22 protein-coding genes and 4 pseudogenes are annotated in these 24837 nt (G+C 62.6%); 12 read left to right on the top strand and 14 right to left on the bottom strand.

The genetic code is table 11. The features are described 5' to 3' along the window. Positions 1–83: 83 nt before the first annotated feature. The 14 genes and pseudogenes from ACT6UX_RS29180 to ACT6UX_RS29115 all read right to left on the bottom strand — a co-directional run. Positions 84–493, bottom strand: a pseudogene (locus tag ACT6UX_RS29180) (IS5 family transposase); the annotation flags it as partial. 70 nt (positions 494–563) lie between these two features. After that, positions 564–1022, bottom strand: a complete 459-nt coding sequence (locus ACT6UX_RS29175) for a PaaI family thioesterase (RefSeq protein ID WP_444778664.1) — start codon at positions 1020–1022, stop codon at positions 564–566. 35 nt (positions 1023–1057) lie between these two features. Then, positions 1058–2179, bottom strand: a complete 1122-nt coding sequence (locus ACT6UX_RS29170) for a zinc-dependent alcohol dehydrogenase (RefSeq protein ID WP_444778663.1) — start codon at positions 2177–2179, stop codon at positions 1058–1060. A gap of 4 nt (positions 2180–2183) precedes the next feature. Further along, a complete protein-coding gene (locus ACT6UX_RS29165) occupies positions 2184–2666 on the bottom strand; it encodes a Zn-ribbon domain-containing OB-fold protein (RefSeq protein ID WP_296389927.1) in 483 nt (160 codons plus the stop codon). Then, a complete protein-coding gene (locus ACT6UX_RS29160; RefSeq protein WP_444778662.1) occupies positions 2663–3844 on the bottom strand; it encodes a thiolase C-terminal domain-containing protein in 1182 nt (393 codons plus the stop codon). The genes ACT6UX_RS29165 and ACT6UX_RS29160 overlap by 4 nt, the downstream gene beginning before the upstream one ends. A gap of 11 nt (positions 3845–3855) precedes the next feature. Next, positions 3856–5058, bottom strand: coding sequence for an amidohydrolase family protein (locus ACT6UX_RS29155; protein WP_444778661.1), 1203 nt, complete (start codon positions 5056–5058; stop codon positions 3856–3858). Between the two features lie 53 nt (positions 5059–5111). Continuing rightward, positions 5112–5984 carry an SDR family oxidoreductase gene (locus tag ACT6UX_RS29150; protein WP_444778660.1) on the bottom strand — a complete coding sequence of 291 codons (873 nt, stop codon included), beginning with the start codon at positions 5982–5984 and terminating at the stop codon, positions 5112–5114. A gap of 25 nt (positions 5985–6009) precedes the next feature. Continuing rightward, the gene (locus tag ACT6UX_RS29145) at positions 6010–7149 is read right to left on the bottom strand and encodes an LLM class flavin-dependent oxidoreductase (protein WP_444778659.1); all 1140 of its coding nucleotides are present in this window, start codon (positions 7147–7149) and stop codon (positions 6010–6012) included. 73 nt (positions 7150–7222) lie between these two features. After that, a complete protein-coding gene (locus tag ACT6UX_RS29140; protein WP_444778658.1) occupies positions 7223–8323 on the bottom strand; it encodes an amidohydrolase family protein in 1101 nt (366 codons plus the stop codon). A gap of 34 nt (positions 8324–8357) precedes the next feature. Next, positions 8358–9524: an aromatic ring-hydroxylating oxygenase subunit alpha gene (locus ACT6UX_RS29135; protein ID WP_444778657.1), complete on the bottom strand. Its 1167-nt coding sequence runs from the start codon at positions 9522–9524 to the stop codon at positions 8358–8360. 33 nt (positions 9525–9557) lie between these two features. After that, a complete protein-coding gene (locus ACT6UX_RS29130; RefSeq protein ID WP_444778656.1) occupies positions 9558–10343 on the bottom strand; it encodes an enoyl-CoA hydratase/isomerase family protein in 786 nt (261 codons plus the stop codon). A gap of 13 nt (positions 10344–10356) precedes the next feature. Then, on the bottom strand, positions 10357–11511 hold the full coding sequence (locus tag ACT6UX_RS29125) for an acyl-CoA dehydrogenase family protein (RefSeq protein WP_444778655.1): 1155 nt from the start codon (positions 11509–11511) through the stop codon (positions 10357–10359). 10 nt (positions 11512–11521) lie between these two features. Next, positions 11522–12313, bottom strand: coding sequence for an enoyl-CoA hydratase-related protein (locus ACT6UX_RS29120; protein WP_444778654.1), 792 nt, complete (start codon positions 12311–12313; stop codon positions 11522–11524). Between the two features lie 4 nt (positions 12314–12317). After that, positions 12318–13076, bottom strand: a complete 759-nt coding sequence (locus ACT6UX_RS29115) for an SDR family oxidoreductase (RefSeq protein ID WP_444778653.1) — start codon at positions 13074–13076, stop codon at positions 12318–12320. A gap of 509 nt (positions 13077–13585) precedes the next feature. On the opposite strand from ACT6UX_RS29115, the gene ACT6UX_RS29110 reads away from it, so the two are divergent. From ACT6UX_RS29110 to tnpC, 12 genes and pseudogenes are all read left to right on the top strand, one after another. After that, positions 13586–13801 carry a ferredoxin gene (locus ACT6UX_RS29110; protein ID WP_444778652.1) on the top strand — a complete coding sequence of 72 codons (216 nt, stop codon included), beginning with the start codon at positions 13586–13588 and terminating at the stop codon, positions 13799–13801. A 15-nt stretch (positions 13802–13816) separates the two neighbouring features. After that, positions 13817–15046 carry a cytochrome P450 gene (locus ACT6UX_RS29105; protein WP_444778651.1) on the top strand — a complete coding sequence of 410 codons (1230 nt, stop codon included), beginning with the start codon at positions 13817–13819 and terminating at the stop codon, positions 15044–15046. A gap of 332 nt (positions 15047–15378) precedes the next feature. Beyond that, positions 15379–15954, top strand: a complete 576-nt coding sequence (locus tag ACT6UX_RS29100) for a carboxymuconolactone decarboxylase family protein (protein ID WP_444778650.1) — start codon at positions 15379–15381, stop codon at positions 15952–15954. A gap of 93 nt (positions 15955–16047) precedes the next feature. Continuing rightward, entirely contained in the window at positions 16048–16899 is an 852-nt protein-coding gene (locus ACT6UX_RS29095) for an alpha/beta fold hydrolase (protein ID WP_444778649.1), read from the top strand. Positions 16900–17089: 190 nt separating this feature from the next. Next, positions 17090–18154: pseudogene (locus ACT6UX_RS29090) on the top strand (IS481 family transposase). 221 nt (positions 18155–18375) lie between these two features. Then, positions 18376–19473, top strand: a pseudogene (locus tag ACT6UX_RS29085) (IS3 family transposase). 625 nt (positions 19474–20098) lie between these two features. Further along, positions 20099–20770, top strand: a complete 672-nt coding sequence (locus tag ACT6UX_RS29080) for a TetR/AcrR family transcriptional regulator (protein WP_444778648.1) — start codon at positions 20099–20101, stop codon at positions 20768–20770. 96 nt (positions 20771–20866) lie between these two features. Then, positions 20867–21222 (top strand): annotated as a pseudogene (locus ACT6UX_RS29075) (transposase); the annotation flags it as partial. 172 nt (positions 21223–21394) lie between these two features. After that, on the top strand, positions 21395–22561 hold the full coding sequence (locus tag ACT6UX_RS29070) for an acyl-CoA dehydrogenase family protein (protein ID WP_444778647.1): 1167 nt from the start codon (positions 21395–21397) through the stop codon (positions 22559–22561). 232 nt (positions 22562–22793) lie between these two features. Further along, positions 22794–23024, top strand: a complete 231-nt coding sequence (locus ACT6UX_RS29065; RefSeq protein WP_444778646.1) for a transposase — start codon at positions 22794–22796, stop codon at positions 23022–23024. Next, positions 23021–23377, top strand: a complete 357-nt coding sequence (tnpB, locus tag ACT6UX_RS29060) for an IS66 family insertion sequence element accessory protein TnpB (protein WP_444778645.1) — start codon at positions 23021–23023, stop codon at positions 23375–23377. Before ACT6UX_RS29065 ends, tnpB begins: the two co-directional genes overlap by 4 nt. Next, on the top strand, positions 23337–24837 hold a 1501-nt coding region (tnpC, locus tag ACT6UX_RS29055; protein ID WP_444778644.1), incomplete at its 3' end, for an IS66 family transposase. The genes tnpB and tnpC, both read left to right, overlap by 41 nt.

The following is a 24837-nucleotide window of genomic DNA, read 5'->3' as shown; positions in this document are numbered from 1 at the left end:
GTCTCGACGACCTGCTGCCATGGGCCTACGCCACTCCGCAAGTGCTCAAGGCCGTGGCCTGAAAACGACCCTTACGAAAGAAGACGGCCTTTAGCATCTGCGATTGCGTGGATCTTCGTATTGCGCCCGCCACGTGAGCGGCCAATCGCCTGTTTCTGCTCCCCCCTTCTCCGCCCGATGCCGAACGATGCGCTTTGATATGCATCGAATCGATTATCTGCGTCTCAGTCGAGCGGCCACGAACGGCGAGCTCGCGGAACAGCCGTTCCCACACACCGCGCCTGGCCCAGCGCACGAAGCGATTGTAGATCGTCGTCGGTGGGCCGTATTCCGGCGGGCAATCGCACCATCGGCAGCCGATCTTCAGCAAATGCAGGATGCCGTTGATCACACGCCGATCATCCACGCGATCCTTGCCGCGCACGTCCGTTGGCAGCAGCGGTTCAATTCTTCGCCACTGCGCGTCGCTCAGCCAAAATAAGTTGTTCCGCATGGGCTCACCTCTGCCCACCTAGAGAATCGACAACCGATTCATCGCGCAAGACTTCTATTGGGTTTTGACCCTAGTCACGGGACTTCGGTAGCTTTGGTTGCATGATCAAAACCGTGCCTTGAGCAGCGCCGCAGGTCCGGCCGTGGTTCTCCACGTCGATACGCACCACTGCGGTCGAGCGCGTCATGCCGACAATGCGTGCCTCGGCAATCACCTTGCCAGAAGATACTGGCGCGAGGAGGTTCAGCTTGAACTCCATCGTGGCTGCCCATTGGCCCGCCTGCATGTGTGGGTAGCATACGAGTCCAAGCGCATGGTCGCACAAAGCAGCGAGCACGCCACCATGCAGATTGCCGAAACGCGTCAGCAGCCTGGTATCTGCTTCCATCTCGATGCGCAGACGCCCGGGCTCGACGAGCGTGGTGCGTAGGCCAAGGAATTCCGGAAGGCCGGATGAAGGTATGGTCGATTCGAGGAAACGGTGAGCCACTTCCTGATTGAAGGGCGGAAGCCGTGGCGGAATGTTCATGGTGTTGTCTTTCCGGACCTGGTTCTTCCTTAGCGTCACGAGGGTGGGATAAGGCAAGAGTGGATCGACCGTTCGCCATCGACCTGGCCGGCGAGCGTTCGGATCGCCAAATCCGCCTCTTCCAACGCGAAATCATGCGTGTGCATCAGCGCAAGCGGAACCTTCCGGCTTTCGATAAGATCGATCGCCTTGCCGTAGCCCGAGCTGAGAACGCCGATGGCACCCTTAATGGTGATTTCCTTCCAGACAACAATGTCGGAAACGAAGTCGGGTACTGTCTTTTGACGCCTCTTCCCGTCCTGCATGGTGAACCCCTTCACGCCGGCCAGGACGATCGTGCCGCCGCGGCGCACGTAGTCGAGGGCCCCTCGTACGGGTTGCGTGGCGTAGGAGGTGACATCGACAACTACATCCACGCCTCTTCCGGCCGTGATCTCTCGGACACGCTCCCTGGGATCCTCGTTGTCTACGTCGATCGTGTAGTCCGCGCCGAGGGCACGCGCGACGGCCAGCTTCTTGGCGTCCGAGGCCAACCCGGTAACGATGATCGTGCCCGCTCCGGCGTGGCGTGCCGCAACCACGCTGGCCAATCCGCGCTGACCCGGGCCCAGGATCATCACCGTATCGCCCGGGCTTGTCTCGGGAAGCTCAACCGCCCAACGAAAACCGGCGCCGAGCGGATTGAACATGACCGCGATCTCCGGCGGCAAGGACTTGTCGATCCGGTGAACGATCGCGTTGGGCGCGAGATACATGTACTGCGAGTACGCACCCCAGATTCCCGGCGCCACGGTGAGCGGGATGTAGGAATAGATCTGCCGCCGGTCGCACAGATGGTAGTGCCCGCCGAGACACGTGTTGCAACAGTGGCAGGACAGCATCGTCTCGACGCAGACACGGTCGCCGACATCGACGCGCCAGCGCTTCGCGGCAACATCGCCGATGGCCGCAATGATACCCAACGGCTCATGGCCGGGGACGACCGGATAAGGCGTGTTCAGCGCGCCCTCGTATTGCTCGTGATCGCTGCCGCAGATGCCGCAAGCCTCGATCCTGAGAATGGCGCTGTCGGCGCTGATCGGCGGGATCGGCAGATCGCGACGCTCCAACTGGCGCGGACCCGTTTGAACCATGGCCATCGTTTTCCTGGGCAGCATCGCGTCACCTCTTCTCCGGCGTGGAGCCGTATCGATTTGGCCCGACGACCGTCCAGTGAACCAGGGTGAAGGGCGGCTTGGCATCGTCGTGCGGCTCGAATACGACCTCGACCTCGGCGCCGATATGGACCTCCTGGCGTGGGTCTCCGACCAGGTTGCCCAGCATGCGCACATTGCCGGCGTCGGGCAGCTCGACCAGGACGACGATGTAGGGACCGTGCCCTTTCAGCGCCGGATGCACCGGATGCCAAGGCCGCTCCCAGCTGTAGATGCGGCCCTTGCCCGAGACCTTGTGCCAGTCGATGTCGAACGACAGGCACTTGTGGCAAATCCATTCCGGACCCCACTGGAAGGTGCCGCAGGCCTTGCAGCGCTGCACCAAAAGCTCGCCCTTGCGGGCAGCGTCCCAGTACGGCTTGTCCAAGCCGTCGTTCTCCGGCACCGGGATCGGCAGTCCAGCCGGTAAGTAAGTCGGCAGGTAGCTCACAGCACAGCCTCCGTGCCCAGGATCATGCTCGAGACCGGCGTCACCATCGGGCCGGAAATCACCATCGACACTTCCGCGTCGGGCACCTGCGCGGTCGACTGGCCGCGCAACTGGCGCACCGCTTCGACCTGCAGCTCGAGGCCGTGCATGTAGCATTCCGCCAGGTTGCCGCCCGAGGTGTTGAGCGGCAGCTTGCCGCCGGGCGCCGTCAGATTCTCCGGCGTGAGGAAGTCGTTGGCCTGCTCGGCCGTGAAGAAGCCGTGCTCGACCAGGCTCATCAGCACGCCACCGGTGAAGTTCTCGTAGCTCTGCACCACGTCGACGTCGGCCGGCTTCACGCCCGCCATATCGTAGAGCTGCGGCGCCACGGTGGTGAAGCTCGAAGTGGCGTATAGCGGCGCGTTGTGGCCGCGCGCGCCGTTGCGGTACTCGGAACCCTGCGCCGAGCCCAGCAGGTAAGCCGGCGGCTGGCGGAAATCGCGCGCCTCCTCCGCCGGTACTACGATCAGCGCTGCCGCGCCGTCGTTCTCCTGGCAGCAATCGAACAGGCGCCAGGGCTCGACGATCCAGCGCGAGGCGTCGTAGGCCTCGGCGGTCAGCGGCCGGCCGTGCATCACCGCACGCGGATTGGCCTGGGCGTGGCGGTACGAGGCGAGCGCGATGGCGCGTTGCGCCGAAGGCTCGATGTGGTTCTCGTGCAGGAAGCGCATCGCCCGCATGGCGTAGCGTTGCGCCGGCGACATCACGCCATAGGGCGCATTGAGTGCGGCCTCGCCGGCGGCGGCACCGCCCGGCGGTGCCGCGCCGAAGCGCTGGAACTGACCCTGCGCCAGCGCACGAAACACGACGACGCAGTTGGCCATGCCACAAGCAACCGCCGCCGCCGCGTTGCCCACGGCGGCCGATCCGCCGCCCCCGCCGCCGCCCCAGTTCATGTTGGAGAAACGCAGCGCCGGCAGGCCGAGTGCCGCCGCGAGACGCGACGGATCGTTGCGGTCGTTGGAATAGGAGGCGAAGCCGTCGATCCGGCGCGGATCGATGCCGGCGTCCTCGCAGGCAGCGAGGATTGCCTGCAGGGCGAGCTTGAACTCGGAGACCGGCGCCTTGCCGTGTTTGTAGTAGGGAGTCTCGCCGACACCGGCGATCGCCGCCTTGCCGCGAAGCGTACGCTTGCTCATGTCCGCTTCCGTCAGTTCGTGCGATAGCGCGCCGGGACCTCGATCCCCAGGAAGCGAGCGCAGTTCAGCCCCAGCACCTTGGCGCGCGCGCCGTCCGCGAGCTGGCCCATGGTGCGCTCGATGGCTTCGGCCGAATGCGGCCAGGTGCCTTCGTGGTGGGGGTAGTCGTTGGCCCACATGAAGTTGCCGGCGAGACCGTGCGTTTCGGCAAGGTCGAGGCCCGCCTTGTCCTCCTGGAAGGAGGAGAAGCCGTGCGCACGGTAATAGTCGCTGGGCAGGCCCTGCAGCTTGGGCCGCACCCAGAAGTGATGTTTCTTGTAGGCCTCGTCCATGGCGTCGAGCAGCCAGGGCACCCAGCCGATGCCGGCTTCGATGGTGGCGAAGCGCAGCTTGGGGAAGCGCTCGAGCACGCCCGAGGCGCAGAGATTGGCCACCGGCTCGATGGTGGGCGACAGCGAGTGCGAGACGTAATTCACGACGGCCCCCCCGTTGCCGCGCGCGGCACGCGGATCGCGGCCGGTCGAAACGTGGAAGGTGATCGGCAGGTTGGCGTCCTGGATTACCGCCCACAGCGGATCGAAGTGCGGCAGGTTGTAGTTCACATGATTGCTGTCGTAGCCGCCCCAGATCGGCTTGCACGGCAAGGTCAGGCACTTGAAGCCGAGCTTGGCCAGGCGCCGCACCTCAGAAATCGATCCTTCCAAATCGCCCGTGGCGATCGAGCCGGCGGGGATCATGCGGTCCTGATACGTGCCGAACTGCTCCCATGCCCAGTCGTTCCACACCCGGCACTGCGCCATCGCGAACTGCGGATCGGGCGTGGCCCACATGGCCAAGCCCTTGTTAGGGAAAATCAGCTCGACGTCGATGCCGTCGCGATCGTGATCTGCCAGCCGCCCAAGCGGATCGGCGCCCGCTTTATTGCGCGCCATGTCCTCGCCTTCCAATGTCGACAGGCGCAGGCGGTCGGGGCGATAGCCTTCGCAGTACCGCCACTGCACGCCGTCCTTGTCGGTGACCACGCGCGGCAGGCGCTCGTGATATTTCTTGTCCATGCGGTCGAGCCACAGGGTTGCCGGTTCATTGGCGTGGCCATCGGCGGAAACCATGAAGTACTTCCGCGCAGCATCGGGGCGCGCGCTGCGCGCCCAACCGGCGGCGCCGGGCGTGTCCAGACGCCAGCGGTTGGGTTCGTTGACGATGATCTGACTCATGACGGCCCCCTAGGTGCATTGCCGGGCAAGACCGGCGGGTAATTGACCGGTGACTAGCCGATCTTGAAGTAATCCGGCCGGCCAGCCGACCAGAAGTCGCCCCACATCTGCTGACCACCGTCGATGGTAAGGACCTCGCCGGTTATGAACTTGCCCGAGGAACCGGCCAGATAGACGCAGCCTTCGACGACATCCCAGACATCGCCCGGGCGACGCATAGGATTGCTCTCGTAAAAGGTCTTCCGGCCCTCGTTGGAGTATTGCTCGAAGCCACTGCTCTCCACGGCACCGACCCCGAGGCAATTGACCCGGATGCCCAAAGGCGCCCATTCCACCGCGACCGTCTTCGACAGATAGATTACACCAGCGCGCGCCGCGGTCGAATGCGCCATGTGCGGTAATCCGCGTCTGATAGTAGCCGTTATATTGACGATATTGCCCATTTGGGCATGATCGCGCCAGCGCCGGGCAGCGGCCTGCATCATGTACCACGTGCCGTTGAGGTTCGTGTCGATCACGGCCCTCCAGCCTTTGACGCTGAAATCGATCGCCGGCTGTGCGAATTGCCCGCCGGCGTTGTTGACGAGCACGTCAAGTCGGCCATGGGTCGACCATACGCGTTCGATGAAGGATTCGACCTCGTCCGGTTCGCGAATGTTCATCGCCATGGCGTCGACGTCGGTGCCAAGGCCGCGCAGCAAGGCGACCGTGGCTTCGAGCTTCTCCGGCTTGCGACCGCACAGAACGAGACGTGCGCCGAGCCTCGCGAAAAGAATGGCGATCGCCTTGCCAATGCCGCTACCCCCGCCCGAAACCACGATCACCTTGCCCTTGAACAGGTCGGGCCCGAATACGGTGGGATGCGCGAGGAGCTCGGCGTCGCTGAAGCCGAACCGGCGTTCGCCGGCGGATACTGAATCGGTCATGAGTGCCGACGTTTCGCCAGCATGATCAAGTGGGGGCCTGGAAGCGCGGCATGACCTTCGTCGCCATCAGCTCCAGCGATCGCAGGATCTGGCCGCGGTCGTGCAGGCCTTGCGGTATCAACAGCACGATCTCGTCCTGGCCGGGTACGGCCTTCTGAACTGCTTCCAGCCGCCGCGAGATGGTATCGGGCGACCCGACCAAGAGCTCGGGCAGGCCTTGGCCGAACGGGGTGGCCCATTGGCGCCAAAACCACCGCATGTCCTTCAGCTGCTCTTGCGCTTCGGCATCGGTCGGCGCGCAGATGAAGATGCCGCCCCAGGCCGTCGCGTGGCCGGGTTTGACGGCCTGGCCGTGCTTCGCGGCTTCTTCGTGATAGGCGCGATTGAGTTGGCCGTAGAAATCGAGTTTGTCCGTCAAGACGATCGGCTTGCCGCCGTACTTCGCCCAGAACAACGCCGTGCGCATCGAGGCGGCGAAGCCGCCATAGAGCGGCGGGTGCGGTGTCTGCAGCGGACGCGGCGCGATGCCGACTTCGTTGATGCGCATGTCCAGGGCGACGCCCTGCCCGTACGTCGTGTAGACGCCGTGCGGATGCGGGTTGACCATGCCGACGGGCGGGAAGTTCCAGTACCGGCCGCGATGGCTGAAGGTATCGTGCGTCAAAGCCTTGACGACGACGTCGACGAACTCGCTGAAATATTCCCGGTTGGCTTCGTCAGTCGGCGAATCCTTGTTCCATGGACCGACGGCGTGGAGATCGTCCCGCACCTTGAAATTTTCGACCCAGCGGGCCTGATAGCCACGCACCAGGCCGACGCCGAAGCGGCCGCCCAGCATGTGATCCATGGTAGCGATGTCCTCGGCGACGCGCAGCGGATTGTGTGTGGTCGATACGAAGCCGCAGGTGATGACCCGCAGCCTCTTCGTGTGCTTGCCGATCCACATTCCCATCAGCCGCGGGTCGTTCGAGATCTCGAAGCCCTCGATCTGCAGATGGTGTTCTGGATGGCCAAAGCCGAAATACCCGGCATCGTCGGCGAACCGGGCGTACTCGGCGATCTCGTCGAGCATGCGCTGGTAAAGCTCCGGTTTGCGGCCGGCCATCCCGCCTTCGAGTTCAGCCCGCCGGCCAATCGTGCAATAGACGAAGAGGCTGAACTTCATGACGATCCCTCACGGCTCGAAGGCGGCTTGCCGGCAGTTGATGCCGAATCTCAGGACATGATGCCAGGGCCGGCTAGGCCGCCAAGCGGTAAAGCGTCGCGACGTTGTCGTGTAGGATCCGCTGACGCTGTCCCGCGGCGAGATGGGCGGCCTGTTCGGCGATCACGTCCTGGCTCCAGGGCCAGGTCGAGTCGCTGTGCGGGAAGTCGTTGGCCCACATCAGCTGATGCGGCGCCAGCATGTCGACAAGCTTGAAGGCGATGTAATCGTCCTGGAAGGTCAGGCTGATGTTGTCGCGGAAATACTCCGACGGCAGGCGCGGCAGCTCCTGTCCCTTCATCCAGTAGCGGTGGCGCTTGTAGGCGTGATCCATGCGGTACATGAAATGCGGCGCCCAGCCGGCGTCGGCTTCGACGCACACCACTTTGAGTTTCGGGTGGCGAGCGAACACGCCGCTGAATATCAGCATACCCATGATGTCCTGACAGCCACGAATGATCGACAGGAACCCGTTGATCCGCGGGCCGCGGTGCTGATTTATACTGTCGCTGCTCGACGTGAGGATGTGGAAAGACAAGGGCATGTCGAGGGCGACGGCGGCTTCCCAAAGGGCATCGTAGGCCGGGTTGTCGTAGTCCAATTCGCCGGGATTGCCCGGCATCATGACGCCCTTGAATCCCATGGCCTTGATGCGCTCGAGATCGGCAACACCTTCCTTGATGGTGCGGATTCCCGTTTGACCAATGCCGATCAGCCGGTCGGGGGCATGCATCGTGTACTGCTGGAGCCAGCGATTGTACGCATCAAAGCAAGCCTTCTTGTAATCCTGATCAGGATGGTTGCAGAGAACCATGCCGACGGTCGGATAAATGATCTCCGCGCCGATGCCATCCCGGTCCTGATCGGCGAGGCGGGCGGCCGGATCCCAACCGCCGCGATGGAGGTCCTCGAAAAGCGCCCCTCCGACACGGATACTACTGGGCTCGACGCCTGCTGCCGCCACCAAGCCCATCGGGACGGTCTGCTTCATGCCTTCAACGACGTAAACGTCGCCGTACTTGGGATCGCGGACTATGTGGGGCGCGCGGTCGCGATAGGCTGCCTCTATATGCTCGCGATAGCAATCCGGAGGCTCAGTGATATGCGAATCTGCGGAAATCGGCAGCTGCTTCATGGTCGTCTCCTCATGTGATTCAGTTGATCAGGACTCATGCTTCCTGGAGGCAGAGCGCCTCGTGGACCGAGCGATGGAAATGCGCCAGCGCAGGCTCGTTGCGGCCGAACAGCAGGTGGTCTTGCGCGCCGGAATGGAAGCCACGCTGCATGTCCTCCCCAAGCGGGAAATCCTCATGTTCCACCGTATCGAGCAGGATCTTCATGTTGCGATCCCAATGGCGCGTCGCCTTGTCGGTTAGGGCCGGCTCGGGGATGTAAAGGGACGCGTGCATTACGCTCTCGTCCGGAGTTGCCCCCGGGAAAACGCGCCACGTCTCCATATGGTCACCCTGCCAAACCAGCACGGTATTCGGGAACAGCGCGTAGACGACGGCCGTGTGCTTCAGCACGTCCCACTCGCCCTCCGGCGCTTCGCGCAGTGTCCGGAAGCCGGTGCGTGGCACCGCCATTCGAACGTGCCGGCCATAGGGATCGAAGGACGTGTGCGCACCCAGAATCATCGAGGCGATCGAATTCCGATGAAGGATCTTGATATGGTAACCCTCCAGGAATGTGCCGATCACGAGCTTCCAGTTCATCGCTCGCCGCAGCGTACGCGTCTGGTAGTGGCTGTAGCGCTCGAACCCATATGCCGCCATCTCCGGCGCGAGAGCGCCCAGCAGCGTGTCGGGATCGAAAGGCTTCTCGCTACCTGGTCGCACCCAGATGAAGCCGTTGCGTTCGACGGCCGCCAATCGTCGAAGACTGAGCGTCGGCCGGTCGACTTCGCCGAACGCGTCGGCATCCAGAATGCCGAGGAGCCGCCCGTCGAGGCCATAGGCCCATCCATGATAAGGACAGTTGAAGGATCCTCCGGTTCGGGCGCAGCCTTGGGCAAGATCCGCTGTCGCCAGCTTGGCGCCGCGATGGCGGCACACGTTGAGAAACGCGTTTACTTTGCCGTCCTTTCCGCGGACCACAAGAATAGGGCGGCCGGCAAAGTCGTTGGTGAAGAAATCGCCGGGATTCGGCAGGTCGCCCGTCATGCCAAGGATGAGCGGATGGTCGCGGAACAGCAATTCGCGTTCGCGGTCCGCTTGATCCCGACAAATGTAGTCACGAACCGGATTGGCGAAGGGCGCCTCGCTACGCGCCCTTTCATCTTTGTCGATGTATTCGAGCAGTATACGACCAAGCTTGACTTGCTCTGCTTGTTCCATGGTCGATCCTCCTATCCGCCAAATAGCGCATGGCTATACAAATCTTGGTTCTCGACGGGCATGGAAAGCCGTCAATCCTTCGGAGACGTTCTCTGAGCGAAGCACGTCGACAACACAGCTGGCCTCATGCGCCAGCCCGTCCGACAACGCCTCGTCAAGGCCGGAACGGGCGAGCGACTTCATTGCCGCTACGGATTCGGGATTGCGGGTCGCCAGCGCCTGCGCATACGCAATAGCACGGTCAGCGAGGGCTGCGTCGTCGTCGACCACGAGATTCACAAGCCCCCATTCGCGCGCCGCGACCGCATCCAGCCACTCCGCGCTGTACATTAGATGAAGTGCCCGACGCAGGCCGACAAGGCGCGGCAGGCGCTGCGTGCCGCCCCATCCGGGAATGAGCCCGTACCGCGAATGTTGGTCACCAAAGCGTGCCGAACTGGCGGCGAACACGACATCGCATGCCATCGAGAGTTCGAGGCCGCCGGCAAGGCACAGCCCATGCACGGCGGCGACGACCGGCAGGCGCGAGCGTTCAAGGGCCATGAGGGCTTCGTGTCCTGCCGACAGGAAGCTCTCGAGCGAGGCTCGCGACGTGCGCGCCTCGAGAACCTCGTCGAGATCGGCGCCGGTGCAGAAATGCTTGCCATTGGCCTTCAGCAGCACGACCCGGCATGCCGGGTTCACCTCCAAGGACCGCACGGCGGCACACAGGCCGTCCGCTAGACCGCGTGAAATGCAATTGAACTTCTCGGGCCGGTTCAATGTGATCACACCGACCTGAGCTTGCAGCTCTACGAGGACAGGTGGGACAATGGTCATCGGCACCCTCCAGCTAGTACGGCACCGCGACGCGCCCGATCTTCTCGCGCGCGATGATCATCTTCTGGATCTGTTCCGTGCCATCACCGATTTGCAGGCCCATCACGTCGCGGAGGCGCTGTTGGTGCGGCAGGTCCATCGTGTAGCCGGAATGACCGTGCGTCAGAAGGCACCGATGAATAGTCTGAAAGGCAGTCTTCGGCGCCCACCATTTGCACATGGCCGCCTCCGACGTGTGAGGCATGCCCTGGTCGCGCAGCCACAGCGTCCGATAGCACAGGAGTCGCGCGGCTGTGAGCAGCGTTTCCGCCTCGGCCAGCGGCTCCGTCACGCCTTGGTAGCGCGCCAGCGGATGACCGAAGGCCTGACGTGCAGTGACATACTGCCAGGTTTCCTCGAGCGACGCGCGGGCCGGCGCCAGCACCTGCAGTCCGATCAGCGCGCGGCTGTAGTCGAACCCTTGCATGACCGTGCGAAAGCCCTCGCCTTCGCCGCCGATGCGCCATTCGTCCGGCACCTTCACGTCCTGGAAGAAGACGGAGCCGCGGCCGACGATCTTGGAACCCACGTCGTTGAAGCTGGAACGGCTGATGCCGGGAAGGTCGAGTGGCACGTGGAAGGCCGTCACGCCGCGAGCCCCCGCGTCGGCCTCGCCGGTACGGGCGAAGATGACGATGGATTCCGCCTGTTCGATCATCGAAATCGAAGTCTTTTCGCCGTCGAGCACGTAGCCTTCGTTGTCGCGGCGCGCCTTGAGCTGCAGATTCGCGGCGTCGGAGCCGCCGCGCGGCTCGGTCAGTCCCAGCGCCACCAGCGTCTCGCCGCGGCAAATCCTCGGCACGACGTCACTCGCGATCTCCGACGGTCCATGGCGCGCCAGGATCGAACCCATCAGGGACCCGAGAAGCTGCACATAGGCGACGCCCAGATCGGCGCCGGCAATGCCTTCGACCACCAGCCCGGCCGTGACGCCGTCCGCGCCGAGCCCGCCGAACGCCTCCGGCAGATCGACCCCGATCAAGCCGACTGCACCCATCTCCCGCACCAGCGATGGCGCTATGCGGCGTTCCTGTTCGCGCGAAATGTATCCCGGCGCTAGTTTCTCGGCGGCGAAGCGCCGAGCGGTCTCACCGATCTGCTGCTGCTCGGGCGTCAGGGAAAAGTCCAACCGCCGGCTCCTACTTCACGAAGTCCCGGAAGCGCGGTAGGCGCTTCTCGTTGAGCGCTTTGACCCCTTCCTGGGATTCGGCACTCGCGTAGTAGAGGCGCAGCGCCTGCATACCCAGACCACCGATGCCGCGAATGTTTTCGCTGTCGGCGTTGAACGACTTCTTGGCAATGGCGATAGCTGTAGGGCTGCGCTGCACCAGTTCGGCGCACCAAGTCTCGACTTCGGCATCGAGTTTGTCGTCAGGCACCACGGCGTTGACCAGCCCCATATCCATCGCCTGGCGGGCCGTGTAGCGCCGGCACATGTACCAGATCTCGCGCGCCTTCTTCTCGCCGACCACGCGCGCCAGATAGGCGGTGCCGAACCCGGGATCGACCGAGCCCATCTTTGGCCCGACTTGACCGAAGATGGCGCTTTCACCGGCGATGGTAAGGTCACAGATCGTTGCCAGGACGTTGCCGCCGCCGATGGCGTAGCCACGCACCTTGGCGATCACCGGCTTGGGGACGTCGCGGATGACGCTGTGCAGTTCCTCGACCGGCATTCCGACCGAGCCGCGCGTCGATCCGTCGCCGTACTGGCCGCTGTGATCGGACTGATCGCCACCGGTGCAGAACGCCTTGTCGCCGGCTCCCGTCAGGACGATGGCGCCGACATCGCCATCCCATCCCGCCTTGAGAAAGGCGTCGAGGAGTTCCACCACGGTGCGCGGACGGAACGCATTGTAGACCTTTGGCCGGTTGATCGTGATCGTGGCGACGTGGTCGGCCTGGGCGTAGAGGATGTCCTGATAGTCCATCGAGTTACCCATGCATCGTGAGGCCACCGGAGACGCTGACGGTCTGGCCGGTAATGAAGCTGGCGTCGTCGCTGAGCAGAAAACAGACGATGCCGGGGTAGTCATCCGGCTGCCCCAAGCGACGGAGCGGAATCGCCTTCTTGAGAGCCTCGGCGAGCCCCGCCGCAGATTCGCTGACGGTCGCGAACAGGGGCGTGTCGGTCGGCCCAGGACAGACTGTGTTCATCACGATCCCCTGACGTGCCACTTCCCGCGCCAATGTCTTGCCGAATGCTGCAATCCCGCCCTTGCAGGCCGAGTAGACAGCTTCGCCGGAGGAACCGACCCGGCCCGCGTCGGAGGCAATACTGACGACATGGCCTTTGCCGTGCTTGACCATCTTCTTCAGCACGACATGCGTGACGTTGAGCGGGCCCCAGAGATTGATGTCGATCACTTTTCGCCAGAGATCCCGATCGCTGTCCACGAAGCGCACGGCCTTGTCCCAACCCGCGTTGTTGACCAGACCGCCGATTGGTCCAGCGGCCTGCTCAAACGCATCGACGGCCCGCGCGACCGCGTCGTAGTCAACGATGTCGACCTCGTAAGCGAATGCTCGACCACCACCCTCGCGAAGCGCACTCGCCGTGGCCTCGGCCGCCTGTCCGTTGATGTCAAAGATGCCGACCACGGCTCCTTCCATCGCCAGACGCCCGGCGATTGCGTGGCCGATGCCGCTGGCGCCGCCCGTGACGATGACAGGCTTGCTCTTCAATCCACGCATCGCGACTATGATCCTCCCGGACTGCACATCCACCAAGAAAGGCGATTGGGATCGCCGGGCATCAGCGCACATCTCCTTCACGTTCTTGGAAAGTCGAGCGCATTTACTTGAACCGACTTTCAAATCGCCATTAGAAACGTAGGCAGCTGACACCGACGAGTCAAGCAATGTCTGTCCACTCGCGACCCGAAATCGCGGGCGTGCGGGAGCGCAATAGCCGGCCGCCTCTGCGCGCACCCGCCATTCATTACCGATATGCCGCAACGACGACGAAGCGCCATTGCAATCAGGGTGCGACTGCCAGAAAAATCGCATCTTCAGCGCCAATCGCGGCGATTGACTGCCCAACTTCAAACTTCTAACGTCCATTAGAGAACTGTGGCCGCCTATAGTGATTGCTTGCTAATCGCCTGACATGCTGACGGGTGCTCGTTCAATTTCGCGGATAATGAACTTCTATCAAACGGGCAGCTAACACGTCCGGAAAACGCGCAGGGAGCGCTCTCGAGATGTCCGAGCAGAAAGACCTTCAAGTCATCGTCGACCCAGAGCTATGCCAGGGACACAATCGATGCAAGGCGATCGCGCCGGAATTGTTTGAACTCGACGAATTCGGGCACGCGCATGCAGTTGGCGACGGCACGGTCCCTCCCGGCCTCGAGGGCAAGGCGCGGCTTGCCGAAGCAAACTGCCCTGAATTCGCGATCAAGGTGGCGCAAGCCTAACTGAAGGAGGTCACAATGACGGATCGCCCACCTGTTTCTGATTGGGCCACAGACTTCGACCACCTGGACCCACGCTGGGTGACCGAACCCTATCGGATCTGGGATGAGTTGCGGCGACAATGTCCAGTCGCGCATTCCGAACGATACAACGGCGTTTACTTCCCTAGTCGGTACGCCGATGTCCGGGCGATCGCGTACGATACCGAGCACTTTTCTTCACGCCGCGTGGTCGTTCGCGAAGTGCCGCCCCGCGCACCGTCGGGTTCCGAGAAGCCGAAATCCTCGCCGGCAGCGTCGACGCTGGCTTCGCCGCCGATCACCTCGGATCCACCGCATCATCGACCGGCGCGAATGGTCTTGCTGCCCGCTTTCACCCCGGACGCCATCAGCCGCCTGGAGACGAGAGCGCGCAAGATATGCGGCGACCTGGTTGATCGCTTTGCATCGGACGGCAATTGCGATGCGGCGATCGACTACGCCCAGCATGTTCCCGTAGTCGTCATTGCACATATGCTTGGACTGCCGGAGGGAGACGGCGACAGATTCCGACGTTGGATTCACCTTCTTCTACACGAAGGAATCGCGGAGAACGCCTCCTTCGCTCAGGCGCTGGCAGAGATGGATGACTATTTCAGGGTGCAGATCGCAAACCGTCGTTCGGTCCCCGGAGAGGACCTGATCACTTTCCTGCTTGGCGCACGAATGGAGGATCAGCCCCTTTCCGATGAGCACATAATCGGTACGCTCCGTCTCTTGCTGATCGCAGGGATCGATACAACCTGGAGTGCCATTGGCTCCTGCCTCTGGCATCTGGCTCAGAATCGCGATGACCGACGCCGGTTGGTCAGCGAGCCGGAGCTCATGCCGCTTGCGGTGGAGGAGTTTCTGCGGGCGTATGCGCCGGTGACCATGGCCCGCCAAGTCGCCAAGGAGACCACGGTCGGCGGTTGCCTGTTCAAGGAGCGTGAAATGGTGTTGCTGTCCTTCCCGGCAGCGAACCGTGATCCGGAGATCTTTCCGCAGGCTGATCGTGTCCTGATCGATCGGGCCGAAAATCGACATGCCGCCTTCGGACTGGGGATTCATCGTTGCATCGGCTCAAATCTCGCCCGCATGGAGATTACGGTTGCACTGGAGGAGTGGCTGGCGCGTATTCCCGACTTCGAGCTCGCCGACCCCGCCTCCGTGACCTGGTCGCACGGCCCGGTACGCGGTCCTCGGAAGCTTCCAGTGGTCTTCCGATGACAGCGTTGTCGGTCTTGCACGTCCCTTGACGCCTGCGCTTTGTGCGACGCCGAACACTTCTCGACCGCATTGGTTCTGCCCGAAGGCTTCTGGTGCGAGACCGCGCTGGCCCCTCCGCATGCACGCCCCTTCGATAACGGCTCTAGGCACCGGTAGCCTGCGCGATCACAGAGGCAACTGGCGCGCGGCTGAAGCGGGGCCGTCGCAGTTGGGGGGGGATGATGCAGGATTGGATGCCATCCTTTCCAAGGTTCTGAAGGAGAGAATCGGCAAGGTCTTTTCGGGCGTTTTCGTGGTCGACGCGAGAATTCGAAACTGAAGGGAAAAGGTAAATGGTCACGCGCATTGAGATGTTGTCAATCGAACAAGCTAAGACTGCCGCCAGAGAGTGCGGTATTCGGGAGTCGATGGCCGGCCTCAACGTTTACCGGACACTGTTGCGTCATCCGCAGCTCGCGTCTGCCGTCAACCACTTGCTAACCACGCTGCTCTTCACCGGCAACAAACTCGATATCCGGCTGCGCGAACTCCTGATCATGCGTATCGGGTGGACTACGGGCGCCAAGTACGAATGGACGCAGCATTGGCATTTCGCAGAACGCGTTGGACTGCCGCCGGAAGACGTCATCGCAGTGCGCGACTGGCGTTCATCGACGCGCCTGAGTGCCACGGATCGGGCGGTGCTAGCCGCAGTCGATGACACGCTGGAGCAAGGAAAGATCTCGGATTCCGTTTGGGCTGAGTGCGTGCAGCATATTGGAAGTCCGGAGCAGTTGCTTGAGATGGTGATTGCGATCGGAAACTGGAACATGTTTTCACAACTACTTCGAAGCATCGGGATCCCACTGGAGGAAGGCGTCATGGACTGGCCGCCGGATGGCCGAATCCCCGAAGGTGGCGACGCTTGAGACTAGGCGGTATTTCCTGGCTGCCCCATACGCATGCTCCGCCCAGCATGTCGCTCTGGCGTTGATCTGGTTCCGTGTGTGCAGGAGACGTTAATGGACGAATTGAGTTTGGTGGGCGCCGATGGAATTCGGCTTGTCGCCAGCGTTGCCGGCAGCATTGAGCGGCCGGCGATCCTGCTCGCACACGGCGGCGGCCAGACGCGACATGCTTGGGGTAACACTATGAAAGCGCTGTGCAACCGAGGCTATCGGGCGATTGCTCTTGACCTGCGTGGGCATGGTGACAGCGATTGGTCGGAACATGGACGCTACGAACTAGACGCATTCGCTGACGATCTAATCACAGTTGCCCGATGTCTCGGCCAACCGCCGGCGGTAGTCGGCGCGTCCCTTGGCGGACTCGCCGCTCTTATTGCTGAGGGCGAGAAAGCGGCTGGAACATTTTCCTGTCTGACGTTGGTTGATGTTACGCCAAGAATGGAGATGGCAGGGATAAATCGCATCGTGGGCTTCATGACTGCTCATGTCCAGAAGGGCTTCAAATCAATCGACGAGGCAGCGGATGTCATTGCCGCCTACCTGCCGAATCGTGAGCGGCGGCGCAACCTGAGCGGTCTCGCCAAGAATTTACGGCTCGGATCCGATGGTCGCTACCGATGGCATTGGGATCCACGTTTCATCACGAATGTGCAGCCGCCGGAGCAAGAGCGGCGATTTGACCGATTGGAAAATGCCGCTCGGCGCGTTGGCTGCCCGGTCCATCTGGTCCGGGGAGGAATGAGCGACCTCGTAAGCGAAGAGGTCACCAAAGCATTTCTGGAGCTTGTTCCACATGCAAGCTATTCGAATGTCGTAGATGCAGGACATATGGTCGTCGGCGACCAGAATGATCATTTCTCACAAGCAGTTCTTGGGTTCTTGGAAACCCGCTACCCACCCAAGTGACAAATCGCGGATCACGCACGCCCAACGGCTGAACTGAGACGATATTGACCTGACAGTTTGCGCCACACCGGTTGTCGCGAAGGGAGGGGCCGCAGGTCCCGAGCGTAGCGATGCCCGGTGTGGCCACGCCGCTCCCGGCCGAGGTTAGGATGGTGTTGTGAAGCACATCCAACCTCGAACGGAAAACGACATGACCACGGAGAAGAAGGTAGCACGGCGCAAGCTCACTTTGCTCGAGCTGGCCGGCCAATTCGGCAACGTCAGCAGGGCCTGCCGCATCGTCGGCTACAGTCGCCAGCAGTTCTACATGATCCGGCGCAACTTCCAGACCTACGGCGCCGACGGCCTGCTCGACAGGATTGCCGGACCGCGCAACCCGCACCCCAACCGGGTCGGCGAGGACGTCGAGAAGGCGCTCCTCGACCATTGCCTGGCCCACCCCTGCCATGGCGCCCTGCGGGTTGCCGGCGAGCTGGCGCTGGCAGGCATCCAGGTCTCGTCGAGCGGAGTGCGCGGCGTGTGGAGCCGCCACGGCCTGCTCGGCAGGCATGAGCGGCTGATGCGACTGGAGAAGGCCTCAGCCGACCGCGTCGTGCAGCTCAATGAGGAACAGGTCGCGGCACTCGAACGCTTCAGCCCGGAGTTCCGCGAACGCCACATCGAGGCCCATTACACCGGCGATCTGCTGGCCGTCGATACCTTCTTCGTCGGCCACCTCAAGGCGATCGGCAAGGTCTACCTGCAGACCGCCATCGACAGCTGCTCGCGCTTCGCCTGGGGCCGCCTCTACACCAACAAGATGCCGCTGACCGCCGTGCATCTGCTCAACACCGATGTCGTGCCCTTCTTCGAGGAACACGGCGTGCCCATCAAGACCGTGTTGTCAGACAATGGCCGCGAGTTCTGCGGCCGGCCCGACCGCCATCCCTACGAGCTGTTCCTCCAGCTCGAAGGCATCGAGCATCGCAAGACCAAGGCGCGATGCCCGCAATCGAATGGCATCGTCGAGCGCTTCCATCGCACGCTGCTCGACGAGCACTTTCGTGTCGAAGGCCGCAGGACCTGGTTCGAGACCGTCGAGCAGATGCAGTAGGCGCTCGACGCCTACCTCGTCACATACAACATCGCGCGGCCCCATCAGGGCCGTGGCATGAACGGCCGCACGCCCGGCCGCGCCTTCCTCGACCGCATCCCCGCAAACGACAATCCACAGAAGGACAACCAGCAGAACATCGACCAGACTGAAGCCGCCTGATCACCGGCGCGGGCGCGGTAACTGTCAGCCGATTACTGTCTCAGTACACAACGGCCGCGTTCGAAAGATCGCTTCGGCGCGTGCCGCCCCAGAATGCGATGACGGTCAGGGCCACTTCGCCGGTCTCGAGCTGTTTGAAAGTGCTCTGATCCCTTAAAACTGGACCGTTGTGAGCTAGAGTTTTCCGGTCGTTTCCCAGGGCTGGGAAGGAGCGGAAGACGATGAAGGTATCGAAGTTTTCGGAAGCACAGAAGGCGTTCATCCTGAAGCAGGGCAAGGACGGCCTGCCGGTTGCGGATCTCTGCCGGAAGGCTGGGATCAGCCAGGCGACGTATTTCAACTGGAAGAAGAAGTACGACGGGTTGCTGCCGACGGAGATGCGGCGGCTGAAGCAGCTCGAGGAACAGCAAGCTGCGCAAGGTCGTGGCCGACCTCAGCCTCGACAAGGCGATGCTGCAGGACGTGATCCGCCGAAAACTCTGAGGCCTGGCCGGAAGCGCAAGCTGGTCGACGAGGTGCGTGGCGAATGGGGCGTGTCGATCCGTCGGACCTGCCGGGTCCTGGAGGTCGACACATCGACCTATCACTACAAATCGCGGCTCCCCCGGACAGGCCGTTCTGGAGGGGCGGATCAAGGAGATCTGCCAAACGCGGGTGCGCTGTGGGAACCGCCGCGTGCACGTGCTGCTGCGCCGGGAGGGTTGGCGCATCAACCACAAGAAGGCCTATCGGATTTATCGCGAGATGGCCCTGCAATTGCGCAACAAGACGCCCAAGCGGAGGGTCAAGGCGAGGCTGCGGGAAGACCGCAAGGCTGCCACCGGACCGAACCAGACCTGGGCGATGGACTTCGTCCACGATCAGCTGGCGACCGGGCGGAAGCTGCGGGTGCTGACGGTGGTCGATATCTTCTCGCGCTTCTCACCGGCGATCGATCCGCGCTTCACGTATCGCGGCGAGGACGTGGTCCGGATCCTGGCTCAGGTTTGCGCCGGAGTCGGTTATCCGCCGACGATCCGGTCGATCAGGGAAGCGAGTTCGTCTCGCGCGATCTCGAACTGTGGGCATACGCCAGGGGCGTGACACTCGACTTCTCACGGCCCGGCAAACCGACCGACAATGCGTTCATCGAAGCGTTCAACGGCCGCTTTCGTGCGGAATGCTTGAACGCCCATTGGTTCATGAGCCTTGAAGATGCCCGGCAAAAGATGGAGGCTTGGCGCAGGTACTCCAATGAGGAGCGCCCGCATGGCGCGATCGGGCAGAAGACCCCGATTACATTGCTTTCGTCGCATGGCACACCCAGCCCGCCATCGTGACGAAGCCCGGAAACTCTAACCCCGCGTGATCCAACGTTGGGGAGCGGAGCAATGACGAACGGATTCCACACTCGACTGGATGAAACCTGGGGCTCAGGTCAAAAGCATCGTTGATGCCGGCGAGCTGGATGCGTCCCAAGATGAGCCTGTCTAGCTTCAGATCGCCATGCAAATAGAAGTCGACCAGACGATTCAATACGAAACTTATTGGTTCCCATTGTGGAGCCTTGGATGCGCTTCTCGCCGAGTAGCTCCGCACGCGAGACCTCGAAACGGGTGCCGAGCGGCATCATGCCGATGACGGTCGCGGTGCCTCCACGTCGCAGCATTCGGAACGCCTGCTCGACGGCCGATAGGCCTACGCCACGGAGCCAATCACCGCGACCGTCGATCTAAGTTCGACTTTTGCGGTTCGGAACACCGTTCCCGCGCAGGTCATCACTGCACAGTCAATTAGCGCTACCTGGTCCAGCGGCCTGTGACAATGACAATCCTACCATTTAGTTCACACATGGATATTATGTCGCCTCTAGAATTGCACGTCGCCAGATGAGCCCGCTGGCGAACGACCTAGTCTCGGTGTGGTTGAGCTAAGCCCATGTCGGCTCCATATGGGGGAATTCCAGTGAGTGAAGGACTGTCGACCCATTCACGTCGCACATCCAATCCGAAATCGGCGATCACCAGGCAGCGCATTCTTGATGCAGCAGCACGTGCATTCAGTCTTAAAGGATATGCCGCGACGACCATTAATGACATCGCGATGACTGCGGAAATGCAGGGCGGCAGCATCTATTACTATTTCGAGTCGAAAGACCACATCCTACAAGAAGTACTCGATGTAGGCATAACTCGAGTATTCTCCGCTGTCCGTCTCACCATCGGGTCCTTACCCGCTTCCTCCACGTTCAGCGAAAAGCTCGAGGCCGCAGTGACGGCCCACCTCACGATGCTTTTGCAGCAGGGCGACTATACATCCGCGAACATTCGGGTATTCGAACAGGCACCCCCGGCCGTCAAACGGCAGAATCGAAAGCTTCGCGCGTCATATGGTGAGTACTGGAGTCGCCTGCTGTCAGAGGGACAACGTTCAGGCGAGATTCGCAAGAATGTCGACCTGACCGTTCTGCGCCTGATGATTCTAGGGGCAATGAACTGGGCCGTCACATGGTACCTTGCTGATCGGATGCCCATTTCCGAGCTGGCTCAGAAGTTTTGCGATATCGTGCTGAGGGGCGTCGAGCTAGACAGCAGTCTACCGGCGAGTTTTACCAGAAAGCGGCGTAATCGTTCTTGACCCCGAATTTCCGGAGGGCTTTTCCAATTGGGGCCTAGCAAGGCTGATTCTTGTGTAAGGTTCAATACTTTAGGGCGTCTGGAGTTGTGGCCAACAGTGAACCCGACGAATGACTCTGGAGACGAGCCATTGCGCCTTGATTTTGAGCGCCGCTTGGAGGCGCAATTCCATGATTCACATATCACCACCGCCGACAGATTGCTTGTCTACCATGAACTCGATGACGCACTCGGTTTGACGGGCATGGTTGGAAATGAACTCGTGATCTGCGCCGGCAAGAACGGCCGGCACACGCTGACGGTATTGTTTCTTCAGTCCGTCTTCGGCCGTCTTAGTGGCTACGAGGAGGCCAACGACGCCGACCGCCTGGGGGCGACCCGGCGATGCGATGGATTGTCGGTGGGCGCGCCGTAGCGAAGCGGGCCGCATCGGCCAACCAGATGGGAAGTTTCGCAGAGACAGGGTCTGTTGCAGCTCGGCTTCGGGCCTGCCGGTGGCACGCCGACCGACATGCGCTACTTGGTTTGAATCGACAATGTTGTCATCCTAGATATAGCGAGCGACTGTTCGCCTTTCCAAAGGTCCCTCGCCTTCGACTCGTCATGGCAGAAAGATTGGATTGAAATGGATTTCGCCTTCTCCGAAGATCAGCTCGCCATCAAGGACAGCGTCGCGAAACTCTGCGCCGGCTTTGACGAGAGATACTGGCTGAAGAAGGACAAGGAAGGCGGCTTTCCGGAAGATTTCTACCGGGCGATGGCCGATGCCGGATGGCTGGGAATCGCGATGCCCGAGGAGTTCGGCGGATCCGGTCTCGGCATCACCGAGGCCTCCATCATGATGCAGGCGGTGGCCGAATCGGGCGCGGCGCTGCAGGGCGCCTCGGCGATCCATCTGAACGTGTTCGGTCCCAACCCGATCGTGGTGTTCGGCACCGAGGAGCAGAAGAAGCGCATCCTGCCCGACATCATCAAGGGCAAGGTGAAGGGCTGCTTCGCCGTCACCGAGCCCGATGCTGGCCTAAACACGACGGCGCTGGAGACGCGGGCCGAGCGTGACGGCAACGGCTACGTCGTGCACGGCAAGAAGACCTGGACCACCACGGCGCAGGTCGCGGACAAGATGCTGCTGATCGCCCGCACGACCCCGAAGGAAAAGTGCAAGCGGCCGACCGACGGGCTGTCGCTGTTCTACACCGACTTCGACCGCAGCAAGATCGAGGTGCGCGAGATCGAGAAGATGGGGCGCAAGGCGATCGACACCAATCAGGTCTTCATCGACGGGCTGAAGGTACCGCTCGAGGACCGGATCGGCGAGGAGGGCAAGGGCTTCCACTACCTGCTGCACGGGCTCAATCCCGAGCGCATCCTGATCGCCGCCGAGGCGATCGGCATCGGCAAGGCGGCACTGGCGCGCGCAACACAGTACGCCAAGGAGCGGGTCGTGTTCGGCCGGCCGATCGGCAAGAACCAGGCGATCCAGCATCCGCTCGCCGAGAGCTGGATGCAGCTCGAGGCGGCCAACCTGCTGACCTTCAAGGCAGCCTGGCTGTACGACAACGGCAAGGAGTGCGGCGCCGAGGCCAACTCGGCCAAGTATCTCGGCGCGCGCTCGGCCTACGATGCCTGCGAACGCGCGATCCTGACCCATGGCGGCTATGGCTATGCCAAGGAGTTCCACGTCGAGCGCTTCCTGCGCGAAGTGATGATCGCCCGCATCGCGCCGGTCAGCGAGCAGCTCATTCTCTGCTACGTGGCGGAGCGCGTGCTGGGGCTGCCGAAGAGCTATTGAACTCATAGGGCAGACAGTAGCGCAGAGCGCGTTTTGCAGATGGAGCGTACGCATCCGGTAAGAGCCGCCTAGTCGCTCGGGCGTTCTGACGCACAATGACAGGATGGAGAGATCGGAAGCGACGGGTGTCACGGATGTGCGTGACAGGCGGGCGTTGCCGGCGGTGGAACGAACGGTGGAGCGCCGTGCAAAAGGCGGCGATCGTGGCCGAGAGCGTCGACGGCAATGGTCAGTGAGCGCGGTAGCACGCCGCCATGGGCCGACACCGACCCAGTTGTTCGCCTGGCGTCGGCAGGCGCGCGGACGATCTGTGATGGCCAAGGAGCGGCTGAGCTTCGCGTCGGTGGTGGTGAACTCGGCGGTGATCGAGATCGAGTATGGCGGGGCTGTGATCCGGGTGCCGGCGGGGAGTGATGCGGCGACGGTGCGGGCGGTGCTGCAAGCCGTGAAGGCGTTGGCGTGATTATCCCTTCGGGCGGGGTGCGCGTGCTGGTGGCGACCAAGCCAGTGGACTTCCGCAAAGGCCTCGAGGGTCTGGCGGCGCTGGTGCGCGAGGCGATGGGAGGCGACCCGTTCAGCGGGGCGATCTTCGTGTTTCGGGCCAAGCGTGCCGATCGGGTGAAGCTGATCTTCTGGGACGGCACGGGCATGGTGCTGGTGGCCAAGCGGCTGGAGGACGGCAAGTTCCGCTGGCCCGGCGTGCAGGACGCGATCCTGCGGCTAAGCGCGGCTGAGCTGCAGGCCTTGCTCGAAGGGCTCGACTGGCGACGTGTTCATGAGCCGCGGCAGACGGTGGTGCCGACAGCGACGAGTTGACTCGGTAGGCGCAAAGCAGTCGCAAGCTGAGAATGTCTGTGATCCACTGTCGAGCGAGCGGCTGCGTCAGATCATTCGCGAGTTCCAGCGTCATCGCTTCGGTCGGCGGGCCGAGAGCCTGCCCGAGGATCAGCTTGAGCTTGCACTGGAGGACGCCGAGCAGTCAGCGGCAGCGGATCAGGCCGTGTCCGAGCAGCACAATCCCGCCGAGCGCAAGGTGCGCGCCGTCCGCCGGCGGAGCAACCGCGGCAAGCTGCCGACGCATCTGCCGCGCATTGAGACGGTGGTCGATGTGGAGAGCACCATCTGCCCGTGCAGTGCGGGCAGGGTGCATCGGATCGGCGAGGACGTGTCGGAACGCCTCGACATCGTGCCGACGCAGTTCCGGGTGCTGGTGGTGCATCGCCCAAAGTATGCCTGCCGGGCTTGCACCGACGTGGTCGTGCAGGCGCCGACGCCGGCCCGATTGATCGAAGGCGGACTGCCCACCGAGGCAACCGTCGCCCAGGTGCCGGTCTCGAAGTTCGCCGACCATCTTCCGCTCTATCGACAGGCCCATATCTATGCCCGCCGGGGCATTGTCCTCGATCGCTCGACCTTGGCCGACTGGGTGGGACGCGCGGCCTTCCTGCTGCGGCCCGTGCACGAGCGGCTGCTCGACAAGTTGAAGGCCTCGCCCAAGCTGTTCGCCGACGAGACGACGGCACCGGTGCTCGATCCGGGCCGTGGCCGGACCAAGACCGGCCAGCTCTTTGCCAACGCCAGGGACGATCGACCCTGGGGCGGCAGCGATCCGCCCGGCGTGGCCTACGTCTATGCACCGGATCGCAAGGCCGAGCAGCCGATCGCGCACCTGAGCGGCTTCACGGGCATTCTTCAGGCCTGCCCTGAGCGAAGCCGAAGGGTCGACGGCTACGGCGGCTACAGGGTACTGGCCAGGCACAACGACGTGCAGCTCGCCTTCTGCTGGAGCCACGTGCGCCGCAAGTTCTACGAACTCGCCACGCCTGGTCCGGCTCCGATCGCCAGCGAGGCGCTGACGCGCATCGCCGAGCTCTACCGCATAGAAGGCGAGATCCGAGGTCGTTCTGCCGAGGAGCGCCGTATCGTGCGCCAGGAGCGAACCCGCCCACTGGTCGAAGCTCTCGAGCCCTGGCTGCGGGCCAAACTCCAGCTCATCAGCCAGAAGACCAAGCTTGCCGAGGCGATCCGCTACACGCTATCGCGCTGGCTCGGGCTATGCCTGCTCCTCGATGATGGCCGCATCGAGATAGACAACAACGTCGTCAAACGCACCATCCGACCGCTCGCCTTGACCCGCAAGAACGCCCTGTTCGCAGGCTCCGACGCCGGTGCCGAGCATTGGGTCGTCATCGCCTCGCTGATCGCGACCTGCAAGCTGATCGACATCGAGCCTTATCGATACCTCGCCGACGTCATCACCCGCATCATCGAGGGCC

The sequence above is a fragment of the Reyranella sp. genome (genome assembly GCF_052439685.1).
Classification (GTDB): domain Bacteria; phylum Pseudomonadota; class Alphaproteobacteria; order Reyranellales; family Reyranellaceae; genus Reyranella.
Note: the sequence above shows the minus strand (reverse complement) of the source record. Positions and strands in the feature narration are given on the sequence as shown.